The organism is Agromyces protaetiae, from assembly GCF_030866785.1.
Taxonomy (GTDB): domain Bacteria; phylum Actinomycetota; class Actinomycetes; order Actinomycetales; family Microbacteriaceae; genus Agromyces; species Agromyces silvae.
In genome coordinates, this window is the sequence record NZ_CP133018.1 from 3,175,473 (window position 1) to 3,194,729 (window position 19,257).

The 19,257-nt window shown below is 73.0% G+C and carries 24 protein-coding genes; 12 read left to right on the top strand and 12 right to left on the bottom strand.

Going from position 1 to position 19,257, the window contains the following annotated elements; translation table 11 throughout:
- Positions 1–28 precede the first annotated feature (28 nt).
- Genes QU602_RS14550 through QU602_RS14560 form a run of 3 tightly spaced genes read left to right on the top strand, consistent with a single transcriptional unit; the run spans position 29 to position 2,443 of the window.
- Positions 29–1,246 carry a PQQ-dependent sugar dehydrogenase gene (locus tag QU602_RS14550; RefSeq protein WP_308797177.1) on the top strand — a complete coding sequence of 406 codons (1,218 nt, stop codon included), beginning with the start codon at positions 29–31 and terminating at the stop codon, positions 1,244–1,246.
- A gap of 28 nt (positions 1,247–1,274) precedes the next feature.
- Positions 1,275–1,778 carry a SprT-like domain-containing protein gene (locus tag QU602_RS14555; protein WP_308797178.1) on the top strand — a complete coding sequence of 168 codons (504 nt, stop codon included), beginning with the start codon at positions 1,275–1,277 and terminating at the stop codon, positions 1,776–1,778.
- A 59-nt stretch (positions 1,779–1,837) separates the two neighbouring features.
- Positions 1,838–2,443: a CGNR zinc finger domain-containing protein gene (locus QU602_RS14560; RefSeq protein WP_308797179.1), complete on the top strand. Its 606-nt coding sequence runs from the start codon at positions 1,838–1,840 to the stop codon at positions 2,441–2,443.
- Positions 2,444–2,590: 147 nt separating this feature from the next.
- Here QU602_RS14560 and QU602_RS14565 read toward each other — a convergent pair whose 3' ends face one another.
- Positions 2,591–3,139 carry a 2-phosphosulfolactate phosphatase gene (locus QU602_RS14565; RefSeq protein WP_308797180.1) on the bottom strand — a complete coding sequence of 183 codons (549 nt, stop codon included), beginning with the start codon at positions 3,137–3,139 and terminating at the stop codon, positions 2,591–2,593.
- Positions 3,140–3,164: 25 nt separating this feature from the next.
- Positions 3,165–4,445, bottom strand: coding sequence for a coiled-coil domain-containing protein (locus QU602_RS14570; protein WP_308797181.1), 1,281 nt, complete (start codon positions 4,443–4,445; stop codon positions 3,165–3,167).
- A gap of 87 nt (positions 4,446–4,532) precedes the next feature.
- Here QU602_RS14570 and QU602_RS14575 point away from each other — a divergent pair, with 87 nt between their 5' ends.
- The 5 genes from QU602_RS14575 to QU602_RS14595 all read left to right on the top strand — a co-directional run bounded on the left by QU602_RS14575 (position 4,533) and on the right by QU602_RS14595 (position 9,112).
- The gene (locus tag QU602_RS14575; protein WP_308797182.1) at positions 4,533–5,039 is read left to right on the top strand and encodes a hypothetical protein; all 507 of its coding nucleotides are present in this window, start codon (positions 4,533–4,535) and stop codon (positions 5,037–5,039) included.
- Positions 5,036–5,665: a DUF1684 domain-containing protein gene (locus QU602_RS14580; RefSeq protein ID WP_308797183.1), complete on the top strand. Its 630-nt coding sequence runs from the start codon at positions 5,036–5,038 to the stop codon at positions 5,663–5,665. The genes QU602_RS14575 and QU602_RS14580 overlap by 4 nt, the downstream gene beginning before the upstream one ends.
- 395 nt (positions 5,666–6,060) lie before the next feature.
- Positions 6,061–7,617 (top strand): DEAD/DEAH box helicase, encoded by a 1,557-nt coding sequence (locus QU602_RS14585; RefSeq protein ID WP_308797184.1) that lies wholly within the window; start codon positions 6,061–6,063, stop codon positions 7,615–7,617.
- A 342-nt stretch (positions 7,618–7,959) separates the two neighbouring features.
- Positions 7,960–8,460 carry a hypothetical protein gene (locus QU602_RS14590; protein ID WP_308797185.1) on the top strand — a complete coding sequence of 167 codons (501 nt, stop codon included), beginning with the start codon at positions 7,960–7,962 and terminating at the stop codon, positions 8,458–8,460.
- 145 nt (positions 8,461–8,605) lie between these two features.
- Positions 8,606–9,112, top strand: a complete 507-nt coding sequence (locus tag QU602_RS14595; protein WP_308797186.1) for a GNAT family N-acetyltransferase — start codon at positions 8,606–8,608, stop codon at positions 9,110–9,112.
- 130 nt (positions 9,113–9,242) lie between these two features.
- Here QU602_RS14595 and QU602_RS14600 read toward each other — a convergent pair whose 3' ends face one another.
- Entirely contained in the window at positions 9,243–9,821 is a 579-nt protein-coding gene (locus QU602_RS14600) for an NUDIX hydrolase family protein (protein WP_308797187.1), read from the bottom strand.
- Positions 9,822–9,872: 51 nt separating this feature from the next.
- On the opposite strand from QU602_RS14600, the gene QU602_RS14605 reads away from it, so the two are divergent.
- Entirely contained in the window at positions 9,873–10,502 is a 630-nt protein-coding gene (locus tag QU602_RS14605) for an alpha/beta hydrolase (RefSeq protein ID WP_308797188.1), read from the top strand.
- A 137-nt stretch (positions 10,503–10,639) separates the two neighbouring features.
- Here QU602_RS14605 and QU602_RS14610 read toward each other — a convergent pair whose 3' ends face one another.
- Positions 10,640–11,014, bottom strand: coding sequence for a DUF5997 family protein (locus QU602_RS14610; RefSeq protein WP_308800189.1), 375 nt, complete (start codon positions 11,012–11,014; stop codon positions 10,640–10,642).
- A gap of 61 nt (positions 11,015–11,075) precedes the next feature.
- Between QU602_RS14610 and QU602_RS14615 the strand changes: the two genes are divergently transcribed.
- Complete coding sequence (locus tag QU602_RS14615) at positions 11,076–11,777, top strand: LysR family substrate-binding domain-containing protein (protein ID WP_308797189.1); 702 nt, start codon at positions 11,076–11,078, stop codon at positions 11,775–11,777.
- On the top strand, positions 11,774–12,517 hold the full coding sequence (locus QU602_RS14620; protein WP_308797190.1) for a glutamine amidotransferase: 744 nt from the start codon (positions 11,774–11,776) through the stop codon (positions 12,515–12,517). Before QU602_RS14615 ends, QU602_RS14620 begins: the two co-directional genes overlap by 4 nt.
- A 65-nt stretch (positions 12,518–12,582) precedes the next feature.
- On the opposite strand, the gene QU602_RS14625 is transcribed toward QU602_RS14620, so the two are convergent.
- The 3 genes from QU602_RS14625 to QU602_RS14635 form a co-directional block, all read right to left on the bottom strand.
- Complete coding sequence (locus tag QU602_RS14625) at positions 12,583–12,849, bottom strand: GlsB/YeaQ/YmgE family stress response membrane protein (protein WP_308797191.1); 267 nt, start codon at positions 12,847–12,849, stop codon at positions 12,583–12,585.
- Between the two features lie 100 nt (positions 12,850–12,949).
- A complete protein-coding gene (locus QU602_RS14630; RefSeq protein ID WP_308797192.1) occupies positions 12,950–13,744 on the bottom strand; it encodes a YidC/Oxa1 family membrane protein insertase in 795 nt (264 codons plus the stop codon).
- A 92-nt stretch (positions 13,745–13,836) separates the two neighbouring features.
- Positions 13,837–14,124: a DUF6412 domain-containing protein gene (locus QU602_RS14635; RefSeq protein WP_308797193.1), complete on the bottom strand. Its 288-nt coding sequence runs from the start codon at positions 14,122–14,124 to the stop codon at positions 13,837–13,839.
- Positions 14,125–14,305: 181 nt separating this feature from the next.
- Between QU602_RS14635 and QU602_RS14640 the strand changes: the two genes are divergently transcribed.
- Positions 14,306–14,725, top strand: a complete 420-nt coding sequence (locus QU602_RS14640) for a hypothetical protein (RefSeq protein WP_308797194.1) — start codon at positions 14,306–14,308, stop codon at positions 14,723–14,725.
- A 70-nt stretch (positions 14,726–14,795) separates the two neighbouring features.
- On the opposite strand, the gene QU602_RS14645 is transcribed toward QU602_RS14640, so the two are convergent.
- From QU602_RS14645 to QU602_RS14665, 5 genes are all read right to left on the bottom strand, one after another.
- On the bottom strand, positions 14,796–15,296 hold the full coding sequence (locus tag QU602_RS14645) for a MarR family winged helix-turn-helix transcriptional regulator (RefSeq protein WP_308797195.1): 501 nt from the start codon (positions 15,294–15,296) through the stop codon (positions 14,796–14,798).
- 88 nt (positions 15,297–15,384) lie between these two features.
- On the bottom strand, positions 15,385–15,834 hold the full coding sequence (locus tag QU602_RS14650; protein ID WP_308797196.1) for a hypothetical protein: 450 nt from the start codon (positions 15,832–15,834) through the stop codon (positions 15,385–15,387).
- A gap of 159 nt (positions 15,835–15,993) precedes the next feature.
- Complete coding sequence (locus QU602_RS14655) at positions 15,994–17,274, bottom strand: cytochrome P450 (protein ID WP_308797197.1); 1,281 nt, start codon at positions 17,272–17,274, stop codon at positions 15,994–15,996.
- A gap of 80 nt (positions 17,275–17,354) precedes the next feature.
- Positions 17,355–18,131 carry a tyrosine-protein phosphatase gene (locus tag QU602_RS14660; RefSeq protein WP_308797198.1) on the bottom strand — a complete coding sequence of 259 codons (777 nt, stop codon included), beginning with the start codon at positions 18,129–18,131 and terminating at the stop codon, positions 17,355–17,357.
- Between the two features lie 129 nt (positions 18,132–18,260).
- Positions 18,261–19,199 carry a hypothetical protein gene (locus QU602_RS14665; RefSeq protein WP_308797199.1) on the bottom strand — a complete coding sequence of 313 codons (939 nt, stop codon included), beginning with the start codon at positions 19,197–19,199 and terminating at the stop codon, positions 18,261–18,263.
- Positions 19,200–19,257: the final 58 nt, after the last annotated feature.

Sequence of the window (19,257 nt, forward strand, 5' to 3'; positions counted from 1 at the left end):
GGGTGAGACTGGGTGCGGAGAGGGCGGAATGCGGAGACACACGAGCAGGATTCGGCGCGGAGCATCCGTCGCCGCCTCGCGCACCGCCGCGAACCTGCGCACCGCGAGCCGCAGCTCTGCCGCAGCCGCCGCGATCGCGCTCACCCTCGCGGCGTGCACGGCCGGGCCTGCACCCACCCCGTCGGCCACGCCCACGCCGGAGCCGCCGACGACCGCGCCGGCCACGCCGGCACCCGAGCCGCCGCCGGCGGTCCTGCCGGACGGCCCGGTCACGCCGATCGCGACCGGTTTGGACGCCCCGTGGTCGGTGCTGCGGCTTCCGAACGGCGGCGTGCTCGTGAGCGAGCGCGACACCGCGGACATCGTCGAGGTCGGCGCCGACGGATCGGTGCGCACGGTCACGCACCTGACCGAGGTCGCGCCCGCTGGCGAGGGCGGCCTGCTCGGCCTCGCGTGGCGCGAGGGCGACGCTGACCGCCCCGACCAGGTCTACGCGTATCTCACGGCGGCGGGCGACAATCGCCTGGTGCGGATGCCGCTGACGGGAGTCCCCGGCACGCTTGCGCTCGGCGCGCCCGAGCCGGTGTTCTCGGGGATCCCGAAAGCCGCCACGCACAATGGCGGGCGGATCGCGTTCGGCCCCGACGGCATGCTCTACGTCACGACGGGCGATGCCGGCCAGCGCGATGCGGCGCAGGATCCCGCCTCGCTCGCGGGGAAGATCCTGCGACTGACGCCCGACGGCGCTGCCGCGCCCGGCAACCCGTTCGGCACCGCGGCCTGGTCGATCGGCCACCGCAACCCGCAGGGGCTCGCCTGGGATGCCTCGGGCGGGCTCTGGGCCGCGGAGTTCGGGCAGAACACGTGGGATGAGCTGAACCGCATCGAGCGGGGAGCGAACTACGGCTGGCCGGTCGTCGAAGGCCAGGCCGGCGACGGCCGCTTCAGCGATCCGGTCGTGCAGTGGCCGACCTCGGAGGCCAGCCCGAGCGGTCTGGCCGTCGTGGGCGACACGCTCGTGCTCGCGGCGCTCCGCGGCGAGCGCCTCTGGACCGTGTATCCCGCCACGGCCGGCGGTGCGCCCGTGGCGCAACCCTGGTTCGCCGGTGAGTTCGGGCGGATCCGCGATGTCGTGCCCGGACCGGACGGCGAGCTCTGGTTCGTCACCAACAACACCGACGGGCGTGGCTCGCCGGCCGACGGCGACGACCGGCTCCTGCGCGTGCCGCTCTCACCGGTGCCGTGACGTCGGTCGCCGGGACTATCCTCATGCCATGGCGGATCTGGATCGGGTGCGGCGCTGGGCCGAGGCGCTGATCGCGCTGCACCTCGACGCGTCGGTCTGGCGCTTCGAGTTCGACCATGCCAAGAAGCGCGCGGGCCTCTGCGACTACACCGCGAAGCGCATCTCGGTCTCCCGGTACCTCGCGGCGCGGTACGACGACGACGAGATCCATCAGGTGCTGCTCCACGAGGTCGCCCATGCGCTCGCCGGGCCGCGCGCCGGGCATGGCCCGAAGTGGCGTGCGACGGCGGCGACGCTCGGCTATGTCGGCCGGCGCACCCACGACGGCGAGGTCGCCGACGAGCTCGCGCCGTGGATCGGCCGGTGCCCGGCCGGCCACGAGCACTTCCGGTATCGTCGACCAGTGCGGCCGCTCAGTTGCGGCCTGTGCCGCCGGGGCTTCGACGCCGCACATCTCATCGAGTGGCGACGACGTGAGATCACCGCCGCGATGCGCCGTCAGGCCGCCAGCTCGAGCGAGTTCGCGCGCTGAACCCGGGCGGCGTGCGGTCCCGCACTCCCGCATCGCGCTCACTGAAAGAGGATGGTCTCGTGCCCGTCTCGACCGTCTCGATCCCCGCAGGCCAGTGGCTGACGACCCCCGACGACGGGCAGCAGTGGTGGTTCGACACCGGCTCGTTCGCCCTCGACTTCGCCTACACCGGGCCGATCCTCGACGGAGCCGCCGACCGGCTACAGCACCCCGACGATCTCACCGCCTGGCTCGGCGACCGCTTCCCGATGCCCGTGGGCGCCGCACTCCCGCGCGATCTCGCCGACGCGTTGGCGCTCCGGGAGGCGGTCACGCGGCTCGCACTGGCGGCCAGCCGCGACGAGCCGCTCGCCGGCACCGACATCGACGTCGTCAACCTCTACGCGGCGACGCCCGACATCCCGCCGACGCTGCCCGGCGGCACACGGCAGGCCGGGCGGTCGGTGCAGACCGTGGGCCAGGCACTGTCGACGATCGCCCGCGAGACCGTCGACCTCGTCTCACCCGGCAACGTGGAGCGCATCCGCGCATGCAGCGCCGACGACTGCGGCATCGTGTACCTCGACACCTCGCGCGCGGCCACACGCCGCTGGTGCTCGATGCAGCGCTGCGGCAACCGGGCGAAGGTCCGCGCCCACCGCGCTCGCGCCCGCGCCGCGGCCTGAGGAGTCCGGCGACCTGCTCCGTGAGGACGCTATTCGTGCAGCCCGACGCCCGTGAGGACACTATTCGGGCACGGAATCCGTGCGAAGTCCACGAATTCCGTCCTCACGAAACCTGCGTCGACGAAAGGTGTCCTCACGGGTGCCGCGTCAGTGTGCGGCGCGCAGCACTCGCACCTCGTCGGTCGAGTCGATCGCGGACAAGGCGTGCAGGCGCTCGGGCGAGACCCCGTCGGCGAGCGCCTGGCGGCCCTGCGCCGACGCCGCGGTCAGGTGCCGCACGGCCCGCTTGAGGCCGCCGAACGCCGCACTGACGACCGCGGCCTCGGGTGACGTGTCGTCGATGCCGAGCGTCATGAGCGCGTCGACCACGGCCCCCGCGGCGAGCACGTCGGGCACGGCGAATGAGGTCCCGTCGCTCGCGGCCACGATCGCGACGTAGGCGCGGCGGCCGATCCGCTCCTGCTCGGCGAGGATCCACGCGGCCACGGCCGAAGCATCCGTCAGCCCGGCGGCGACGATCGCCGCCGAATCGGGCACGACGCTGCTCGGCAACGCGCGCGACGCGGCCGACGCGTCGGCCAGGGCGTCCACCCAGACCACGATGTCGACGCCGCCCGCGATGCGCGCGAGGCCCGCGTCGCCCTGATCGAACCGGATCTGGTACTTCCCCTGCGAGGCGGGCGGGTAGGTCGTCATGCCCTCAGGCTATCCAGGGAGCCGGTCAGCCGCCGAGCGAGCCGTCATATCGCGCAAGAGCCTCGGCGTCGTTGGCCCGTGCGGCCGCCCGGCGGGCGGCGTCGAGCGCGGCGACCGGGTCGGGCTCCTGTCGCGCGATGACGAGTTGGCGTTCGGCCTCCGCGAGCCGGGTGCGCGCCTCGGCGCCGACCGAGCCCCGTTCGACGAGCCCGCGGACGACCCCGAGCTGGCTCTCGGCGATCGCGATCGCGCCGCCGAGGGCGGTTCGTGCCCCGTCGAGTCGCCCCGACGCGCGCCGCGCCTCGGCCCGTGCCGCGTCGAGCCGGTCGCGCGCGGCCCGCGCACGGTCGCGACGCACGAACGGATCGTCCTGGTCTCCGGGACGGGTGGCGACGAGCGCGGATGCCTCGCCCACCGCGTCGCCGAGCGTCGACGCTGCGGCGGCGACCCCGGCCTCGGCCGCGTCGGGACCGGCCGAGAGCGCGTCGCGTTCCCGCCGGGCCGCGACGATCTCACCGTCGAGGGCCGTGCGCTCGGCGCGCGCCTCCTCGACCGCGGCCGCGAGCCGGAGCTCGATGCGCTCGGCGAGATCGAGGTGCCTGGCTGCGAGCTGCAGCCGATCGGCGGCGCTGCCGAGCACGGGCGCCACCGGCACCCCCGCGCCCTGCCCCGCGGCCTCGTCGAGCTCGGCGGTGGCCGCACGGATCGCGGCGTGTGCGCGGTCGGCGTCGGACCGGGCCGCGGCGAGCGCGGACGGCGCGAACCGGGCGCCGAGCCGGTCGATCGCCGCGACGGCCTCGGCGCACCGACGGCCGAGCGCCGCGACGGCGTCACGGAGGGCCGGCAGCCCCTCGGCCACCCCGCGTTCGGCGGCGCGCGCCGTGGCCAGCGAGCCCTCCGCCTCTTCGAGTACCGCGAGGGCCGACCGGCATGCATCGGCGATGCGGGCGCTCCAGGCTCGTCGATCGGCCGCGGTGTCCGGCACGGCGTCGTCGAGCCGCTGCTGCAGCAGCAGGGCCTCGCGGAGCAGACCCTCGGCACGGTCGACCGCGCGTCGCAGCCGGGCGGCGGCCTGCGGCCCGAACTGCGCCTCGGCGAACCCGATCTCGGCGCGAGCCTCGCGCACCGCCTCGTCGGCCTGCACGATGAGGCCCTTCGCGCCGACCTCGAGTGCGCGGCCCGAGTCGAGCTCGGCGCGCGCCCGGCGCGCGCCGAGACGACGCAGGCCGATGACGCCGGCCACGGCGGCGACGCCTGCCGATCCGAACACGATCAGGGAGGGCACCCACCACCACGCGTCCGCCATGCCGGGATTCTATGAGGTCTGCATGGACCATCGCCGTGAGCCGCGGGTCGGGTTGGCCGGCGCATCGGTTCGCCATACGCTCGGTGCATGCGGGTGCTCTTGAAGCTCACCCTGGACTGCCAGGTGGATGCCGCGTGGCGAGCGCTCGGCTCGCCCGCCGTGTTGCGTGAGGTCGTGGCCCCGTGGCTCGACTTCGACGCGGCCGACGGCGGCACGCTGCCGACGACCTGGAGCGAGGGGCCGCACCGGGTGCGACCGCTCATGTTCCGGCGCTGGCCGGCCGGCGAAGAGGTGGTCGACATCAGCTTCCCGGGCGGGCTGCCCGACGGCGTGCGGATGCTCCGGGACGGCGGCGGCGCGGTCACGGGGCCGTTCGCGGCGTTCGAGCGCTGGGACCATCGCATGGCCGTCTCCGCGCTGCCGGACGGTCGCACGCTGTACCGCGACCAGCTGCGCGCGAGCACGGGGAATCCGGTGGCCGACGCCGCGCTCTGGTACCCCACCTGGGCGTTCTGGCAGTGGCGCGGGGCGCGGCTCCGCGCGCTGGCCCCGACCTGGCGGTTCGACCCGCCGGGAACGGCGGATGCCGGATGAACGCGTCATTGGGCGCGCTGCAGCTCGCCGACTGGCGCCGTCGCGTCTTCGGGCTCTACGCCGGAGTGCGCCAGCTCAGCGTGCACGACCCGGCCGCCGGCCACGAGTTCTGGAAGTCGGCACGCGACGAGCTCTTCGCCGGGCATCCGCAGTCCCCGCTGCTGCCCGACGACCGCGCGAACTTCACCGGCCTGACCGTCGCGCGGTACGACCCCGACTGGCGGTTCGAGCTCGAGGTGCGGCGCCCCGATGAGCCGGTGAAGCTCGTGGTCGACTCGGCGACCGACGGGGCGATCCCGTTCTCACTCGTCGGCACGGTGCGCTTGCCCTACGTCGGCACGCTCGACCTCTGGCGCGTGGTGGGCTACGCGGGCGGGCTGTTCCTGCCGGTGAAGGACGGCCTCGCCGGTGCACCCGGCGGCACGTATGGCGGCGGCCGGTACCTGCTCGACACCATGAAGGGCGCCGACCTCGGCGACGGCGCGGGCGACGACGCGATCATCGTCGACTTCAATTTCGCGTACAACCCGTCATGCGCCTACGACCCGTCCTGGTCGTGCCCGCTCGCGCAGGCCGGCAACACGCTCAGCGCGGAGATCCCGGTCGGCGAGCGGATGCCTCGCTGACGCACCCGAGCGGATGCCTCGCTGACGCACCGGGTGGATGCTTCGCTGACGCACCGGGTGGATGCTTCGCTGACGCACCGGGGACGCGAATCGTCGCTCGAGGGGCTTCTCAGCGACAGTGTGCGTCCCCGCCGGCGGTCGTTCCGAACCGCCGAGGGCGGGGCGCGTGCGGCGTTTCCCCAGATGCATCCGCTAAGCTTTCGGAGGCGAGCGCACCGAATCGCGCCGCCTGCGTCGTAGAAACGCTTCCCGGCCCGGGCATTCGTGCCCGGCCCGATGACTCTCATACGGCGAACGGATGCGCCGACCGGCGCCTTCGCCACTTCCCATCGTCGGGTCTCAGACCAGCCGCTTCGCGGCGGCCAGCGACGATGTGCACTGCCCCGAAAGGCACCATGACCGACCAGACCTTCCGCACGCTCGGCGTGCCCGCACCCCTCGTCGCGGCCCTCGAGGCCGACGGCAAGTCCTCCCCGTTCCCGATCCAGGTCGACACCCTGCCCGACACGCTCGCCGGCCGCGACGTGCTGGGCCGAGGCAAGACCGGCTCGGGCAAGACCCTCGCGTTCTCGATCCCGATGGCCGCGCGCCTCGGCGGCGCGCTGTCCGGCGGCAAACGCCGCCCCGGCCGCCCGCTCGGCCTCGTGCTCGCGCCGACGCGCGAGCTCGCCACCCAGATCGACGCCGTGCTCGCGCCGCTCGCCAAGGCCTACGGCATGACGACCACGACGATCTTCGGCGGCATCAGCCAGAAGCGCCAGGTCGACGCGCTCCGGGCCGGCGTCGACATCGTCGTCGCGTGCCCCGGCCGCCTCGAGGACCTCATGAAGCAGGGCTTCGTGACGCTCGACGCCGTCGAGATCACGGTGCTCGACGAGGCCGACCACATGGCCGACCTCGGCTTCCTGCCGGTCGTCACGCGCATCATGGACAAGACGCCCCAGGGCGGCCAGCGCCTGCTGTTCTCGGCCACGCTCGACAACGGCGTGGACAAGCTCGTCAAGCGCTTCCTGCAGAACGAGGTGCTGCACTCGGTCGACGAGGCCACCTCGCACGTCGCCGCCATGACCCACCACGTGTTCGAGGTCGACGACGTCGACCAGAAGAACGAGTTGGTGCGCACGCTCGCGTCGGGCACCGGCCGCCGCATCCTGTTCATGCGCACCAAGCACCACGCGAAGAAGCTCGCGAAGAAGCTCACCGAGCAGGGCATCCCCGCGGTCGACCTGCACGGCAACCTCTCGCAGCCGCAGCGCGACCGCAATCTCGCGGCGTTCTCCGACGGCTCGGCGAAGGTGCTCGTCGCGACCGACGTCGCCGCGCGCGGCGTGCACGTCGACCATGTCGAGCTCGTGATCCACGTCGACCCGCCCATGGAGCACAAGGCGTACCTGCACCGCTCGGGTCGCACCGCGCGTGCCGGCAGCGAGGGCGATGTCGTGACGATCTGCCTGCCCGCGCAGAAGCAGGACCTGAAGACCCTGCTGCGCAAGGCCGCGATCACGGTGACGCCCCAGCGGGTGACCGCGTCCTCGCCCGCCGTGACCGAGCTCGTCGGCGAGGTCGCACCGTACGTGAAGCCCGTGCCGAAGGCCGCGCAGCCGCAGGGCGGTGGCCGCTCGCAGGGCGCGAACGCGCAGCGCAAGCGCGCCGAACGCGACGGCGTCGGCGCTGGTGCGGGTGCCGGATCCGGCGGTGGCGGTCGTCGTCGCCGGGGCCGGGGCGGCAGCGGCAGCGGCGATGTCGCGCCGAACACGCCCCGTCGCGACCGTTCGGGCCGCCCGGCCGAAGAGCGGGCGCACGCCCCGAAGCAGGGCGCGGGCCACAGCCGCGGGGCGCAGACCACCGGCGCGCAGCGCAAGGCGTCCGGTCGTTCGACCGCGAAGCAGCCGCTCCGCGTCGGCAGCCTGGTGTCGCCGAATCAGCGCACCAACCGCCGAGCCCAGGGCTGACCCGGCCGCTTCAGCACGCCGCTGCACCGCCCGGCGCAATGCCCGGCGCGGTGTCCCGCACTGCCTGGCGCAGTGTCGCCCGAATCGCCCCTTGCCGCCCCGGCGAGGGGCGATTCGCGTATGCCGCGGTCGCGCGGTCGCACGAACGCACCCGGGCCGTGCCCCGAGAGCGCCTTCTGCGCGACACCGCTGCATGGGCGTGCGCGGAAGCGGGCCGGCGGGCCGGCGAAGGCACCAATGCGATCCGCGTGCGGCTCTGGCGGAGTCGCGGCCGAACCCACGCTCGCCACAGACATGAACGTCTGCCATATACTACTGCTCTGGTTTGACCTGAGGAGCAGCATGTCGTTTCGTACCGTCCATCGCGCCGTCCACCCCCGCACCCGCAGCCGCACCCGAGGCTCCGTGCTCGCACTCGCGGCCACTGCGGGCGTCGCACTCGCACTCGGCAGCGCCGTCGCACCGGCCTCCGCCTCACCCGCCGACGGGGCCGTCGCCCCGCTCTGGGATCCCGACCAGACGATCCACATCACGTCGGCGACGCTCGACCCGAGCGACGGCGAGCTCACCGTCGGACTCACGTTCGTGTGCCAGGCCGGGCTCGACGCGTCGGTCGAGGTCATGATCGCGCAGCCGGTCGGCGACGACCTCCTGCTCGCTCGCGGCGAAGGCGCGCGCGACGCGCTGACCTGCTCAGGCGAGGCGCAGTCGACGACGGTGGCCGTGACCTCGGTCTCGGCGACGGCGTTCGCCGTCGGGGAGGCGCTGATCGGGGCGCGGCTCGTGACCACCTCCGACATCTCCACGCACGCGCGACAGACGCCCGTGACGGCGGCCCCCTGACGCGTGCGCGTGCCGGAGCGGTGTCTACTCGGGCGACGCACTCAGCGCCCGCTTGGGCCGGCGCAGCGCGCCTGTTCCCACGGGTGTTCCGCTCCCGCCGGCCGTCGATTTCGTCTCGCGCGGGCGCTGGCTTAGTCTCAGTCGCATGAGCACCGATGCTGTTGCCACCGAGGTCGTCGTCCGCCCGATCCGCGACTCCGATGTCGAAGCCCTCGGTCGCGTGCACGCGACCTGCTGGCACGAGACGTACGACCACCTGATCAGCGCGGCCGCGTTCGAGCACCTCTCGCCGCGCCGCATGGCCGAGCTCTGGACCCACCTCGCGTCCCGCGGCGAGGAGTACTGCCAGTTCGCGGCACTCGTCGACGGCGAGATCGTCGGCTTCGTCGGCGCCGGGCCCGCACGTGACGAGAACCCGCCCCGCGAGCGCGAGCTGTACTTCATCTACCTGCTCGACGCGTACCACGGCACGGGCATCGGGCAGAAGTTGTTCGACGCGGCCGTTGGCAGCGAGCCCGTCTACCTGTGGGTCGCGAGCGACAACCCCCGCGCGCACCGGTTCTACGCGCGCAATGGCTTCACCGCCGACGGCGCCGAGCAGGTGCAGCCGTTCCTGGGCGAGGAGATCCACGAGGTCCGCCTGGTCCGCTGACCCGCGCCCCGCTGCCCGCGACCCGCGACCCGCGCGATCACACCGCACCCCGTAACCGAACGGTCGCAGATGGCGAGTGCCACGCACTCGCACCCGCCATCCGCGCCTTCTCGATGACGAGCGGCCGAGCTCAGGTGAGCGCGCCGACCGACGCGAGCGCCTGACGCACGAGCACGCCGCGACCCCCTTCGAGCTCGCTGGCGATGCTGAGGCCAGCGGCTTCCTCGGGGGTCATCCAGGTGACCTCGAGCGCGTCCTGCCTCGGCTCGCAGGTGCCGGTCACAGGCACCACGTACACCAGCGACACGGCGTGCTGCCGCTCATCGGTGAACGGCGAGATGCCCGGCAGCGGGAAGTACTCGGCGACCGTCGCGGGCGTCGGGCTCGCGGGCAGCAGCGGGAAGGCCATCGGCCCGAGATCCTTCTCGAGGTGCCGGAACAGCGCGTCGCGCACGGTCTCCCCGTACATGACCCGGCCTGAGACGATCGTGCGGGTCATCTCGCCGACCGCGTTCGCACGGAGCAGCATGCCGACCTCGGTGACCTGCCCGAGTCCGTCGACGCGCACGGGTACGGCCTCGACATAGAGCAGTGGCAGCCGGCCACGGATCTCCGCGAGCTCGAGATCGCTCAGCCAGCCCGGATTCGAGGACGGGCCGGGCTCCGGCTCGTCGCCCTGCCAGTCGGGGTCCGGGGTGCGCACGCTCATGCACCGATTCTGCCCCACCGCCGGCGAATCGCGATGGCGTACGATGCCCGGATGCGCATCGACGACGACGCCGTCATCTGGTCGGCCGCCCCCGCCGACCGGGAGGGCCGCCCGCTCCTCGTGCTGTTGCACGGATTCAACTCACACGAGGGGGACCTCTTCGGGCTGAGCCCGTACCTGCCGTTGCGCCCGGTGATCGCGTCGCTCCGCGCGCCGCTCTCGGCGAGTGCGGGCTACGCCTGGTTCCCCTTCATGGCCGACGGCATGCAGGCGGCACTCGATGCGGCGGATGCCTCGACCACCGCCGTGCTCGACTGGCTCGACCGTGCGGCGCCTGCGGCGCCCTCCGTCGGCGTGCTCGGCTTCTCGCAGGGCGGCGCGATGACGATCGAGCTCCTCAGGCGAGACCCGGCACGCATCGCGTTCGCCGCGAGCCTCGCGGGATTCGTCCTGCCCGGGGAGCGCGACGGCGACGCGGAGCTCGCGCGTGCGCGACCGCCGGTGTTCTGGGGGCGGGGTACCGACGACGCGGTGATCCCGGCCGAGGCGGTCGCGCGGACGCAGGCCTGGTTGCCCGAGCACGCCGACGTCGACGCGCGCATCTACGAGGGCCTCGGTCACTCGCTCTCGGAGCGCGAACTCGGCGACCTCGTGGCGTGGCTCACCGCCCGTTACGCCTGACTCCCGCGCGCCACCGGGCGCGCCGCGCCACATGCCGACCGCGCCACATCGTACCGAGTGCGCCGCCTGCGGCGACCGCACCGGGTGCACATGACACGAGGCGGCGCGAGCGTGCGGGCCAGGGGACCCGCTCGGACTCAGTCCTGGCCGGCCGCGCGGCGGGCGCGCTCGGCGTCGCGCTCGGCGACGCGGATCTTCTCCGCACGCACCTCGGCCTGCGTCGCGCGCTCCGCGACGAGCCACTCGGGCGGTGCGGCGAGCAAAGCCTTGATGTCGGCTGTCGTGAGCGGGTCGGTGAGCCCGGCGCGCGCGAGTCCCGAGTTGGAGATGCCGAGCTTCTCGGCGACCACCCGTTTCGGGTGCGGACCCTCGCGGCGGAGCACCTGCAGCCACTCCGGCGGGTCGGCCTGCAGCGACGCGAACTCGTCGCGCGAGATGGGGCCCTCACGGAACGCCTCGGGTGCGGCCTCGAGGAGGATGCCGAGCTTTTTCGCCGCGGTCTCGGGCTTCATGGACTGACTCACTCTCACACGGTAGCCGATCGGCCGCCGCGCCAGCCGATAGCCTGATGGGATGACCCTGAGGCTCGGCTACGTCGCGGGCGTGAGCCCCGGTCGGTGGCTGCGCACGTGGACCGAGCGACGCCCCGAGCAGCCGCTCGAGGCGACCCGGGTCGACGAGGCCGTGCAGTTCGATGCACTGCTCGCCGGCGAGCACGACCTCGCGTTCGTTCGGCTCCCGGTCGCGCACGATGGCCTGCACTCGATCCCCCTGTGGGAGGAGGCCGCGGTCGTCGTGCTCCCGAAGGAGCATCCGCTCGCCGACGCCGCGTCGCTGGAGCTGGCCGAGCTCGCCGGCGAACCGGTCGCGCCGACCCAGCCCGACGCGGCGATGACCGTCGAGCTCGTCGCGGCGGGGACCGGCTACGCGATCATGCCCCACGGCGTCGCGCGGCTGCATCACCGGCGCGACGTGGTCGCGGTCCCGGTCACGGATGCTCCGGCGACACGGATCGCCCTCGTGTGGCGGGTCGAGCGTGACGACGACGACATTCAGGAGTTCGTCGCCGTCGTCCGCGGTCGCACGGCACGCAGCTCGCGCGGCGCGGGCGATCCCGCGACCGACGCCGACCGCACGCGCGGGACGGCGCGTGGCACCTCCGCGAAGAAGACGGGCAAGGGCGGCACGACGTCCGCGGGCACGCGCACCGGCGGGCGAGCTGCCGGCGGCCGGCGCTCGACGGGCAAGCGCTCGGGCAAGGGGCGCCGCCGGTGAGACCGTTCCTGCTGCTCTCGGCCCGCCCCGAGGTCGAGGCGGTCGGCCCCGAGTACACGTCGTTCCGGCGTGCGATGGGGCTCGACGCGGGCCGGCTCGAGCATCTGCGCCTCGACGTCGACCCGCTCGGCGACGCCGATCTCGGCCGGTACGCGGGAGTCGTGGTGGGCGGAAGCCCGTTCAACGTCTCGACGCCCGAGCACGGCAAACATGCGGTCCAGCTCCGGGTCGAGGCCGACCTCGCCCGTCTGGCCGAACACGGCCTGCGAACCGGCTCCCCGGTCCTGTTCACGTGCTACGGCATCGGTGTGCTCACACGGGTGCTCGGCGGCGAGGTCGGCACCGAGCACGGCGAGCAGGCCGCGGCCGTCGAGCTGTGGCTCACCGATGCCGGTCGCACCGACCCGCTCACGCGCGGGCTGCCGCCCCGGTTCGACGCGCTCGCGGCGCACAAGGAGTCGACGTCGCGACTGCCGGCGGAGACCGTGGTGCTCGCCGCGTCGGCGACCTGTCCCGTACAGCTCTACCGCGCGGGCGCACGCGTGTACGCGACACAGTTCCATCCGGAGGTGACGCCCGCCGACTTCGTGGCACGCGCACAGGTGTATCGGCACCACGGGTACTTCCCGGCGAGCGAGCTGGTCGCCGTGAGCGAGCGGCTGACCGGAGCATCCGTCACCGAACCACGGCGGATGCTCCGCCGCTTCGTCGAACTCGCAGACGCCGAGCCGACCGCGTAGCGCAGCCGCAGGCGCAGAACAGCCCCCGGTCCGAGCGGACCGGGGGCTGTTCGTGGCGGAGGAGGTCAGGCCGTCTTGCGGCGACCGACGATCAGGCCGTAGATGAGCAGCACGACGATGGCGCCACCGATGGCGAGCAGCCAAGTGCTGAGGTCCCAGAACTCTTCGAGTCCGACGCCGAACAGCACACTGCCGAGCCAGCCGCCCAGAAGCGCTCCAACGACGCCCAGGAGCAGCGTCACGAACCAGCCGCCGCCTTGCTTCCCCGGGAGGATCAGCTTGGCGATGGCTCCGGCGATGAGGCCGAGGATCAGGAAAGCGATGAAGCTCATGCGATCTCCTTCATTGTGGGAGAGCCAACCAAACCACTCAGGCGCGCCGGCCGGTAACCCCTTGCGCGTGACCCCGTTTCGCCGCTATGGCGCGCGGCGATCACGCGGGCGCGGCCGGCGGCACCGGCAGCGGGTAGCGACGACGCAGGAGCATCCGCTGACCCAGCGTCCAGATCACGGTGGTCGCCAGATACAGGCCGGCCGCGAGCGGCACGAACAGTGCGATCACGGCAGTCACGTACTGGAGGAAGCCGAGCGCGCGGCCGAGGTTCGGCATCGCGGCGGGGCCGGGCGCACCCGACGCGGGCGCGACGGAGGGCAGCGATGCAGCCCCGGCCACCGGCCGGAAGACCCGTCGCGTGACCTCGGCGACCACTGCGATCACGAGCACCAGCACCGCGAACACGGCCAGCGTCGGGCCCGTGAGCGTGCCCTGGACGAGTTGGCCCGCGAAGCTCGACCCGAGCGGCACGCCCCCGAACGTCTCGGTGAGCAGATCGTTCGGATGGCCGTTCACCGTCGGCAGGATGAACAGCGCGTAGATCACGCCGACGACCGGCGCTTGCACGAGCATCGGCAGGCAGCCCGCGAGGGGCGATGTGCCCTCGTCGGCGTAGAGCTTCATCATCTCGCGCTGCAGTTTCTCGGGGTTGTTCTTGTGCTTCTGCTGGATCGCCTGCATCTTCGGGGCGAGCCGGGCGCGCGTCTGCTCGCCCTTCGCCATCGAGACGGCCGTCGGGATCAGCGCGGCGCGGACGAGCAGCGTGATCAGCACGATGGCGGCGGCCGCGCTGGTCACCCCGATCAGCGGTTCGAGCAGGCCGGCGAGGCCCATGAGCACGGTGTAGGCGCCGTCGAGGACGGCGGCGATGGGCGGGAAGGCGTAGAAGTCCATGGTCGGGTGAATCCTTGCGGTCGAGGTGGACGAGACATCCATCTGGCCGCGAGGGTCACCGAACCGCCGCGTGTCCGCGGAGACCGGTCGGCTTACGCGGCCGGAAGGCCGCGCCCGGGTGCCCTCGGCCGCGCCCGCCCGGGCGCGTCGGGGTCGCTCTGCGACAGCAGGCGCCAAGGATCGGCGGTCTGCCGGAGGCGCAGCGCCGCGCGACTCGCGTCGGCGGCGACGAGGACGGGCAGCGCCCGCGCGATGAGCACGACCGCGACGGCGACCGCCGTCGCGCCGAAGAGCAGCACGCCGAGTCCACTGTCGGAGCCGGCCGCGAAGGCGAGCACGCCCAGAAGCAGGCGGAAGAACTCGGCGATCAGCTCGATCATCCGCGCACCTCCCCTCCGACACCGTCACCTGCAGTGTACGCGGACGGCATCAGCGGCTCCGCCGAGCGGTCAGGGCGTCGCCGCGGCGGCGGCGGATCCGCCGCGAGACCATCCTCAAGGATGAGACCGAATCGTCCGGACGGGGGTCGCGCCGAGTGTCCGTGGCTGATGCGATGGAGGCATGCCTTCTTCGCCCCGCCCTCGCCACCTGCTCTCGGCAGCCGTCGCGGTGCTCGCGACCGGCGCGCTCGCCGGCTGTGCCGGGATCACGACCACGACGGATGCCTCGTTCAACTCACGCGACGGCCTGGACGCCGGCTGGCCGTTCGACGTCGCGGCGCCCGCATGGATCCCCGACCAGGTGCGCAAGGTGCATGTCAGCGGGCACGACGGAACCGGCGAGGTCATCGTCTACGTCGACACGTCGGCCGGGCTGCCGGAGGGCGCGTGCCTCGAAGCGCCTCGCTCCACGGCGCCGGCGGTCACCACGGGCTGGAGCCCGAACTGGGAGACGCCGCCCGAACAGGTCTGGGTGTGTGCAAGCTGGGAGGTCACGCCCATGGCCAACGGATGGTTCGGGTGGACGGCGCCCGGGGTGTGACCGGCTCCCCGGGAGCCGCGGCGTCACGCAGGAGTTCCCGGGCGCGCGGCGGACTCGCGACCGAGATCGCTCAGCGGGGGACGTTGTCGGCGATCGTGCGGAGCGCGGCGATGACCGCGGCGATCTGCGTGCGATCGAGTCCCTCGAGCATCCGCGCCTCGGCGCCGATGAGTTCACGCATGGCGGCGTCGACGCGTCTGCGCCCTTCCGGCAGCAGGACGATCAGGCGGCTCCGCTGGTCGTCCGGGTGCTCGTTGCGTTCCACCAGCCCGCGGTCGATCAGCCGGTCGACGCGGTAGGTCGCCGTCGCCGTCGCCGTCTTCGTCGCCGACGACAGCTGCGACGGCGTCATCGTGCCGCTCCCCCGCGCCCGGCGCAGCTGCGATAACATGTCGAACTCCCAGGCGCGCAGACCCGCCGACGCGAACGCGTTCTCACGGACCCGGTGCAGCTCGCGGGCGACGCGGCGCATCCGCGACATCACGTCGAGCGGCGTGAGGTCGAGGTCGGGAAGGAACTCCGACCAGGCGTCGATGACCTCGTCGACGTCGTCGTCGTCGGACCTCGTCACGTGGCATCCTCTCTCACCGGCCGGCGGCGATCGCCGCCGGGGCGAACCAGGTCGCCCGTAGGACAGCTTGCCACTCGCGAGCTGCGGGTCAGCGACTCCACGCGAACGTCGTCGCGCCGACGCGCGCGATCAGGAGCTGATCGCACTCGAACGCGTCGAATGCGGCCTCGCCGACGCGCACGATCCGCTCGGCGTATGCGGGCCGCTCCGGCGCCGGGACGACCGGGCACTCCGCGTACGCCGCCGGGTCGAAGTCGCCATGCCACGCGCCCGCGACCTCGCCGGTGGACTCGCGCCACACGAAGCGCACATCCCGAGCTGCATCGGGCATCTGCGCGCCGACTGCGGTCTGGAGAAGGGCGGGGTGGCGCTCGGCGAGCTCGGCGGCCGTCGACGTCGCGACGACCACCTGGACCGGCGGCGAGTTCGCGAACGCGAGGTAGGCGGCCAGGATCAGGCCGCCGAACGTCACCACGACGAGCACGAACCACAGCAGGGCGTCGCGCCCTCGGGCGCGCGGAGCGGGCTGCTGATACATGGCGGTGTCCGTGATGAGTGGAAAGGAACAGAGCGGGTGGGGCGGGTGGGGCGCGGGTGGACCAACCGTTTTCGGATCGGTCTCTCCGAATTCATCCTATCCGGCGTGTCTCGCCCACGTCCGCTTCGCAGACAACGACGGCATCACGATCGCGGCGCGTCAGTGGAACGGGCAGCGCGACGGGGCATCCGTCGCCCGGACCCGCCCGCCTGAGGCGGGCTTCGTGGGGAGGCGGCGCCGATTCACGTGGAGGCCCCCGCCGAGAATGGTGACCCGCGGGTCACTGAGGGTCGAGACGGCGGCCGCGAGGCCCGCGATCGCGAGCTTCTCCCCGGGGCAGCGGTGCCCGCTCGCGACGTCGGCACCACCGTGCGGCACGAACGCCGGCAGCGCCTCGTAGTCGTCGACGCCCACGAACCGCTCGGGATCGAACTCGCCGGCGTGCTCCCAGGATCGGTCGTCGGTGTTCGTCCCGAGGACGTCGAGCACGACCCGGCCGCCCACCTCGACTCGCTGACCGTCGAGCTCGACGTCGGCGATGGCGCGTCCGGGCAGCATCGGCACGAACGGGGCCGTGCGCCGGATCTCCTGCGCGAACGCCGTTGCGAGCGGCCCGCCCACGAGCGCGCCGCGCTCGCGCACCTCCATCGCGATGCGCGCTCGCCACTCGGGGCGGTCGTGCAGCTCCTTCGCGGCGAACGCCACGAAGCGGGCGACGGCGATCATGGGTCGCATGCTGTTCTGCAGCTCGATTCCGGCCAGTCTCGGGGGAAGCAGTTCGGCGTCACGATCCCGGTGCCAGGCCCACTCGTGCAGCGCCGTACCGTCGGCAGCCTCGAGCGTGCCGCCCCGAACCGCCTCGATCAGGCGCTCCGCATGCCGGTCCGACCAGTGTCGATTCGCGTACGCGAGGAGATACTCGGGCGAATAGGGGGCGCCGAACCCGTCGACGATCTGCGCGAGGCGGGCCGACCAGCGGGTCTTCGCGGCGGCGGTGCCGGGCAGGCCCGCCCAGCGCATGATGGCGCGTCCGAGCGCGCCGACCGCGGCGTCGTACGCCGAGCGATCTCCGCCGGCGAGCCACTCGTCGAGCTCGGCCTGCCATTCGCGCTCCAGCATCGGCGAGAGCCGTTCGACCTGCGCGTCCTCGTAGGCGACGTCGATGAAGGTCGCCTTGCGGTGCCGGTGTTCGTCGCCGTCGAGGCTGTGCACCGAACCGTGGCCGAACAGCGTCTCCTGAATGAGGCCGGGCATCGCGCCGTGCCGCGCGATCCGTCGCTCGTCGTAGAACAGGGCGACGCCTTCGGCGCCGCGCACGAACACGGCGTCGTGGCCGAGCAGTCCCATCGGCGCGGACCTCGCCCCATCGCGGACCCGGCGCCAGATGTGCGCACCGAAGTCGTAGCCACGGGTGAGGACGGAGATCGAGTCGTCGCGCATGCGTCCACGCTGACACGCGGCCCGAGGGGCTTCCAGGGGGTCGCGTCGATGGGGGAATGTGCTACAGGCGTTTCGAGCCTTCAGGCCCGGATGCGGTGGCGCAGCGCCGCGAGGTCGTCGGCGCCGAGACCACCCGAGGCGAGGTAGCCCGCACTCCCGCCATGCTCGGCATCGACCCACGCTAGCGCCTGCTCGATCGCCTCCGGTGGTGTCTCGGTCACGAGGGTGCGCAGGCCGGCGGTGATGGGCACGCCCATCGACGTCAGCATCGCGATCATGCCGTCCGCCCATGGCCCGGCGAGATGCTGCTGCGAGACGGCATAGTCGGCGATGATGGCCTCGCGCTCGACGCCGGCCGCGTCCAACATGAGGGCGACGGCCACGCCCGTGCGGTCCTTGCCCGCGGTGCAGTGCACGAGCACGGCGGTGGGTGCGTCATCACGCGAAGCGGCGATCAGCCGGGCGAGCTTCGCGAAGGTCTCGGCGCCGTGCTGCAGCATCCGGACGTAGAGCTCGCCGAGCGTCGGCAGCTGCGACAAGACCGTGGCGAACGCCTCGGGGGCGACCGCGCCGTCGGCACCGACGGCCGGCTGCGGCAATGCGCCCTCGAGCAGCTCGAGCAGCACGATCTCGAACGGGCGCGACACGGGCAGCCGATCGGCGGCCATGCCGCGCTCGACACCCGTCCGGAAGTCCGCGATCACGCCGACCGGCGAAGCGGCGAGGTCGTGCAGCCCCTCCTCGGTCAGCGCGTTGAGCGCGGCCGAGCGGAACAGCACGCCCGCACGAGTGCGTCCGCCATCGATGAGCGGCAACCCGCCAGTGTCCCGGAAGTTGACGAGCGACGCGATCTGCATGAACGGAGCTTATCGTCCCACTTCGTCGGCGGGGGGATCGGCCGTTCGTGTGCGATCACCCCGAGTCGGCCGCGCGCCATGCGTCCTGCTGCATCTCGGAGACCGCGTCACCGGCAATCGAGAACCCGGTCATGCCCCTGCACGGCGTCTGCGCGCGAACGCGAGCGCGGCGACGCCGAGCGCCGAGCATGCAGCGACGAGCACGAGCCATCCGCTCGCGTCCGGCCCGCCGGATTCCGCGAGCGACGGGCCGGCCGGCCGCGCCGTGGACGGCGGCGGGGCGGCAGCCGTCGCCGGAGCCGCGCACGTGCCGATGGGGAAGTCCACGTTCGAAACCTGCAGCGACTCGGCGGGCACGAACTCGGTCGGCGGCCATTCGGCGAGGTCGACCGGGGGCGGGAGCCACGCGAGCTCCGCGCGATACGCGGCATCGTCCGCGAGCGGTACCGAGGACACCAGGGCGGTTCCGGATGCCTCGGCCTCGAACGTGACCGGTTCGCCGATCACGTTCCCTGCCGCATCGACGAACGTGTGCCGATACTCGGATGACGGGGCCAGGCCCGAGATCACGGCATCGGCGACGGCACTGCCGCCCTCGATGGCGCACGTGGTCGAGATCGACATCGGCGGCCCGGGCGCGCACGGCGAGATGGTGAACCCGGTCGTCGTGACCGGGATCACGCCGTTCTCGGGCAGGTGGAACACCGCGACGTAGTAGGCGCCGGGCCCGGCACCGATGGGAATCTCTGCGTTGCCGGAGTTGTCCGACGCCGGGCTCGCGATGTCCAGGGTGGCGCCGCGCACGGCGTAGCCCCATGTGCGCTCCGGGTCGTCGACCGTGACCGTGATGACGCCCTCCCCAGCCGTACCGCCCAGCGCACCGCATTCCACCGCCTCGGCGGTGACGGTCAGCCCCTCGGCCGGCACCCAGACATCGGTCGGCTGGGCCTGGGCCGCGGTTCCGGTGATCGCGTGCAGACCCGCCGCGAATCCCAACGCGGCGAGCGCGACGAGGATCCGGCGGTGCGGGTGGTGCCGCCGGGGTGACGGGTCACGGGGAGTCGACACGGCATCCTCCGATCATGAGGCACCGTCACCATATCCCCGTTCTCATCCGACCGCCACC

Coding starts and splice junctions, on each gene's coding strand:
- QU602_RS14550 (WP_308797177.1), top strand. CDS start 29: ATGCGGAGACACACGAGCAGGATTCGGCGCGGAGCATCCGTCGCCGCC.
- QU602_RS14555 (WP_308797178.1), top strand. CDS start 1,275: ATGGCGGATCTGGATCGGGTGCGGCGCTGGGCCGAGGCGCTGATCGCG.
- QU602_RS14565 (WP_308797180.1), bottom strand. CDS start 3,139: ATGACGACCTACCCGCCCGCCTCGCAGGGGAAGTACCAGATCCGGTTC.
- QU602_RS14570 (WP_308797181.1), bottom strand. CDS start 4,445: ATGGCGGACGCGTGGTGGTGGGTGCCCTCCCTGATCGTGTTCGGATCG.
- QU602_RS14575 (WP_308797182.1), top strand. CDS start 4,533: ATGCGGGTGCTCTTGAAGCTCACCCTGGACTGCCAGGTGGATGCCGCG.
- QU602_RS14580 (WP_308797183.1), top strand. CDS start 5,036: ATGAACGCGTCATTGGGCGCGCTGCAGCTCGCCGACTGGCGCCGTCGC.
- QU602_RS14585 (WP_308797184.1), top strand. CDS start 6,061: ATGACCGACCAGACCTTCCGCACGCTCGGCGTGCCCGCACCCCTCGTC.
- QU602_RS14590 (WP_308797185.1), top strand. CDS start 7,960: ATGTCGTTTCGTACCGTCCATCGCGCCGTCCACCCCCGCACCCGCAGC.
- QU602_RS14595 (WP_308797186.1), top strand. CDS start 8,606: ATGAGCACCGATGCTGTTGCCACCGAGGTCGTCGTCCGCCCGATCCGC.
- QU602_RS14600 (WP_308797187.1), bottom strand. CDS start 9,821: ATGAGCGTGCGCACCCCGGACCCCGACTGGCAGGGCGACGAGCCGGAG.
- QU602_RS14605 (WP_308797188.1), top strand. CDS start 9,873: ATGCGCATCGACGACGACGCCGTCATCTGGTCGGCCGCCCCCGCCGAC.
- QU602_RS14610 (WP_308800189.1), bottom strand. CDS start 11,014: ATGAAGCCCGAGACCGCGGCGAAAAAGCTCGGCATCCTCCTCGAGGCC.
- QU602_RS14615 (WP_308797189.1), top strand. CDS start 11,076: ATGACCCTGAGGCTCGGCTACGTCGCGGGCGTGAGCCCCGGTCGGTGG.
- QU602_RS14625 (WP_308797191.1), bottom strand. CDS start 12,849: ATGAGCTTCATCGCTTTCCTGATCCTCGGCCTCATCGCCGGAGCCATC.
- QU602_RS14630 (WP_308797192.1), bottom strand. CDS start 13,744: ATGGACTTCTACGCCTTCCCGCCCATCGCCGCCGTCCTCGACGGCGCC.
- QU602_RS14635 (WP_308797193.1), bottom strand. CDS start 14,124: ATGATCGAGCTGATCGCCGAGTTCTTCCGCCTGCTTCTGGGCGTGCTC.
- QU602_RS14640 (WP_308797194.1), top strand. CDS start 14,306: ATGCCTTCTTCGCCCCGCCCTCGCCACCTGCTCTCGGCAGCCGTCGCG.
- QU602_RS14650 (WP_308797196.1), bottom strand. CDS start 15,834: ATGTATCAGCAGCCCGCTCCGCGCGCCCGAGGGCGCGACGCCCTGCTG.
- QU602_RS14655 (WP_308797197.1), bottom strand. CDS start 17,274: ATGCGCGACGACTCGATCTCCGTCCTCACCCGTGGCTACGACTTCGGT.
- QU602_RS14660 (WP_308797198.1), bottom strand. CDS start 18,131: ATGCAGATCGCGTCGCTCGTCAACTTCCGGGACACTGGCGGGTTGCCG.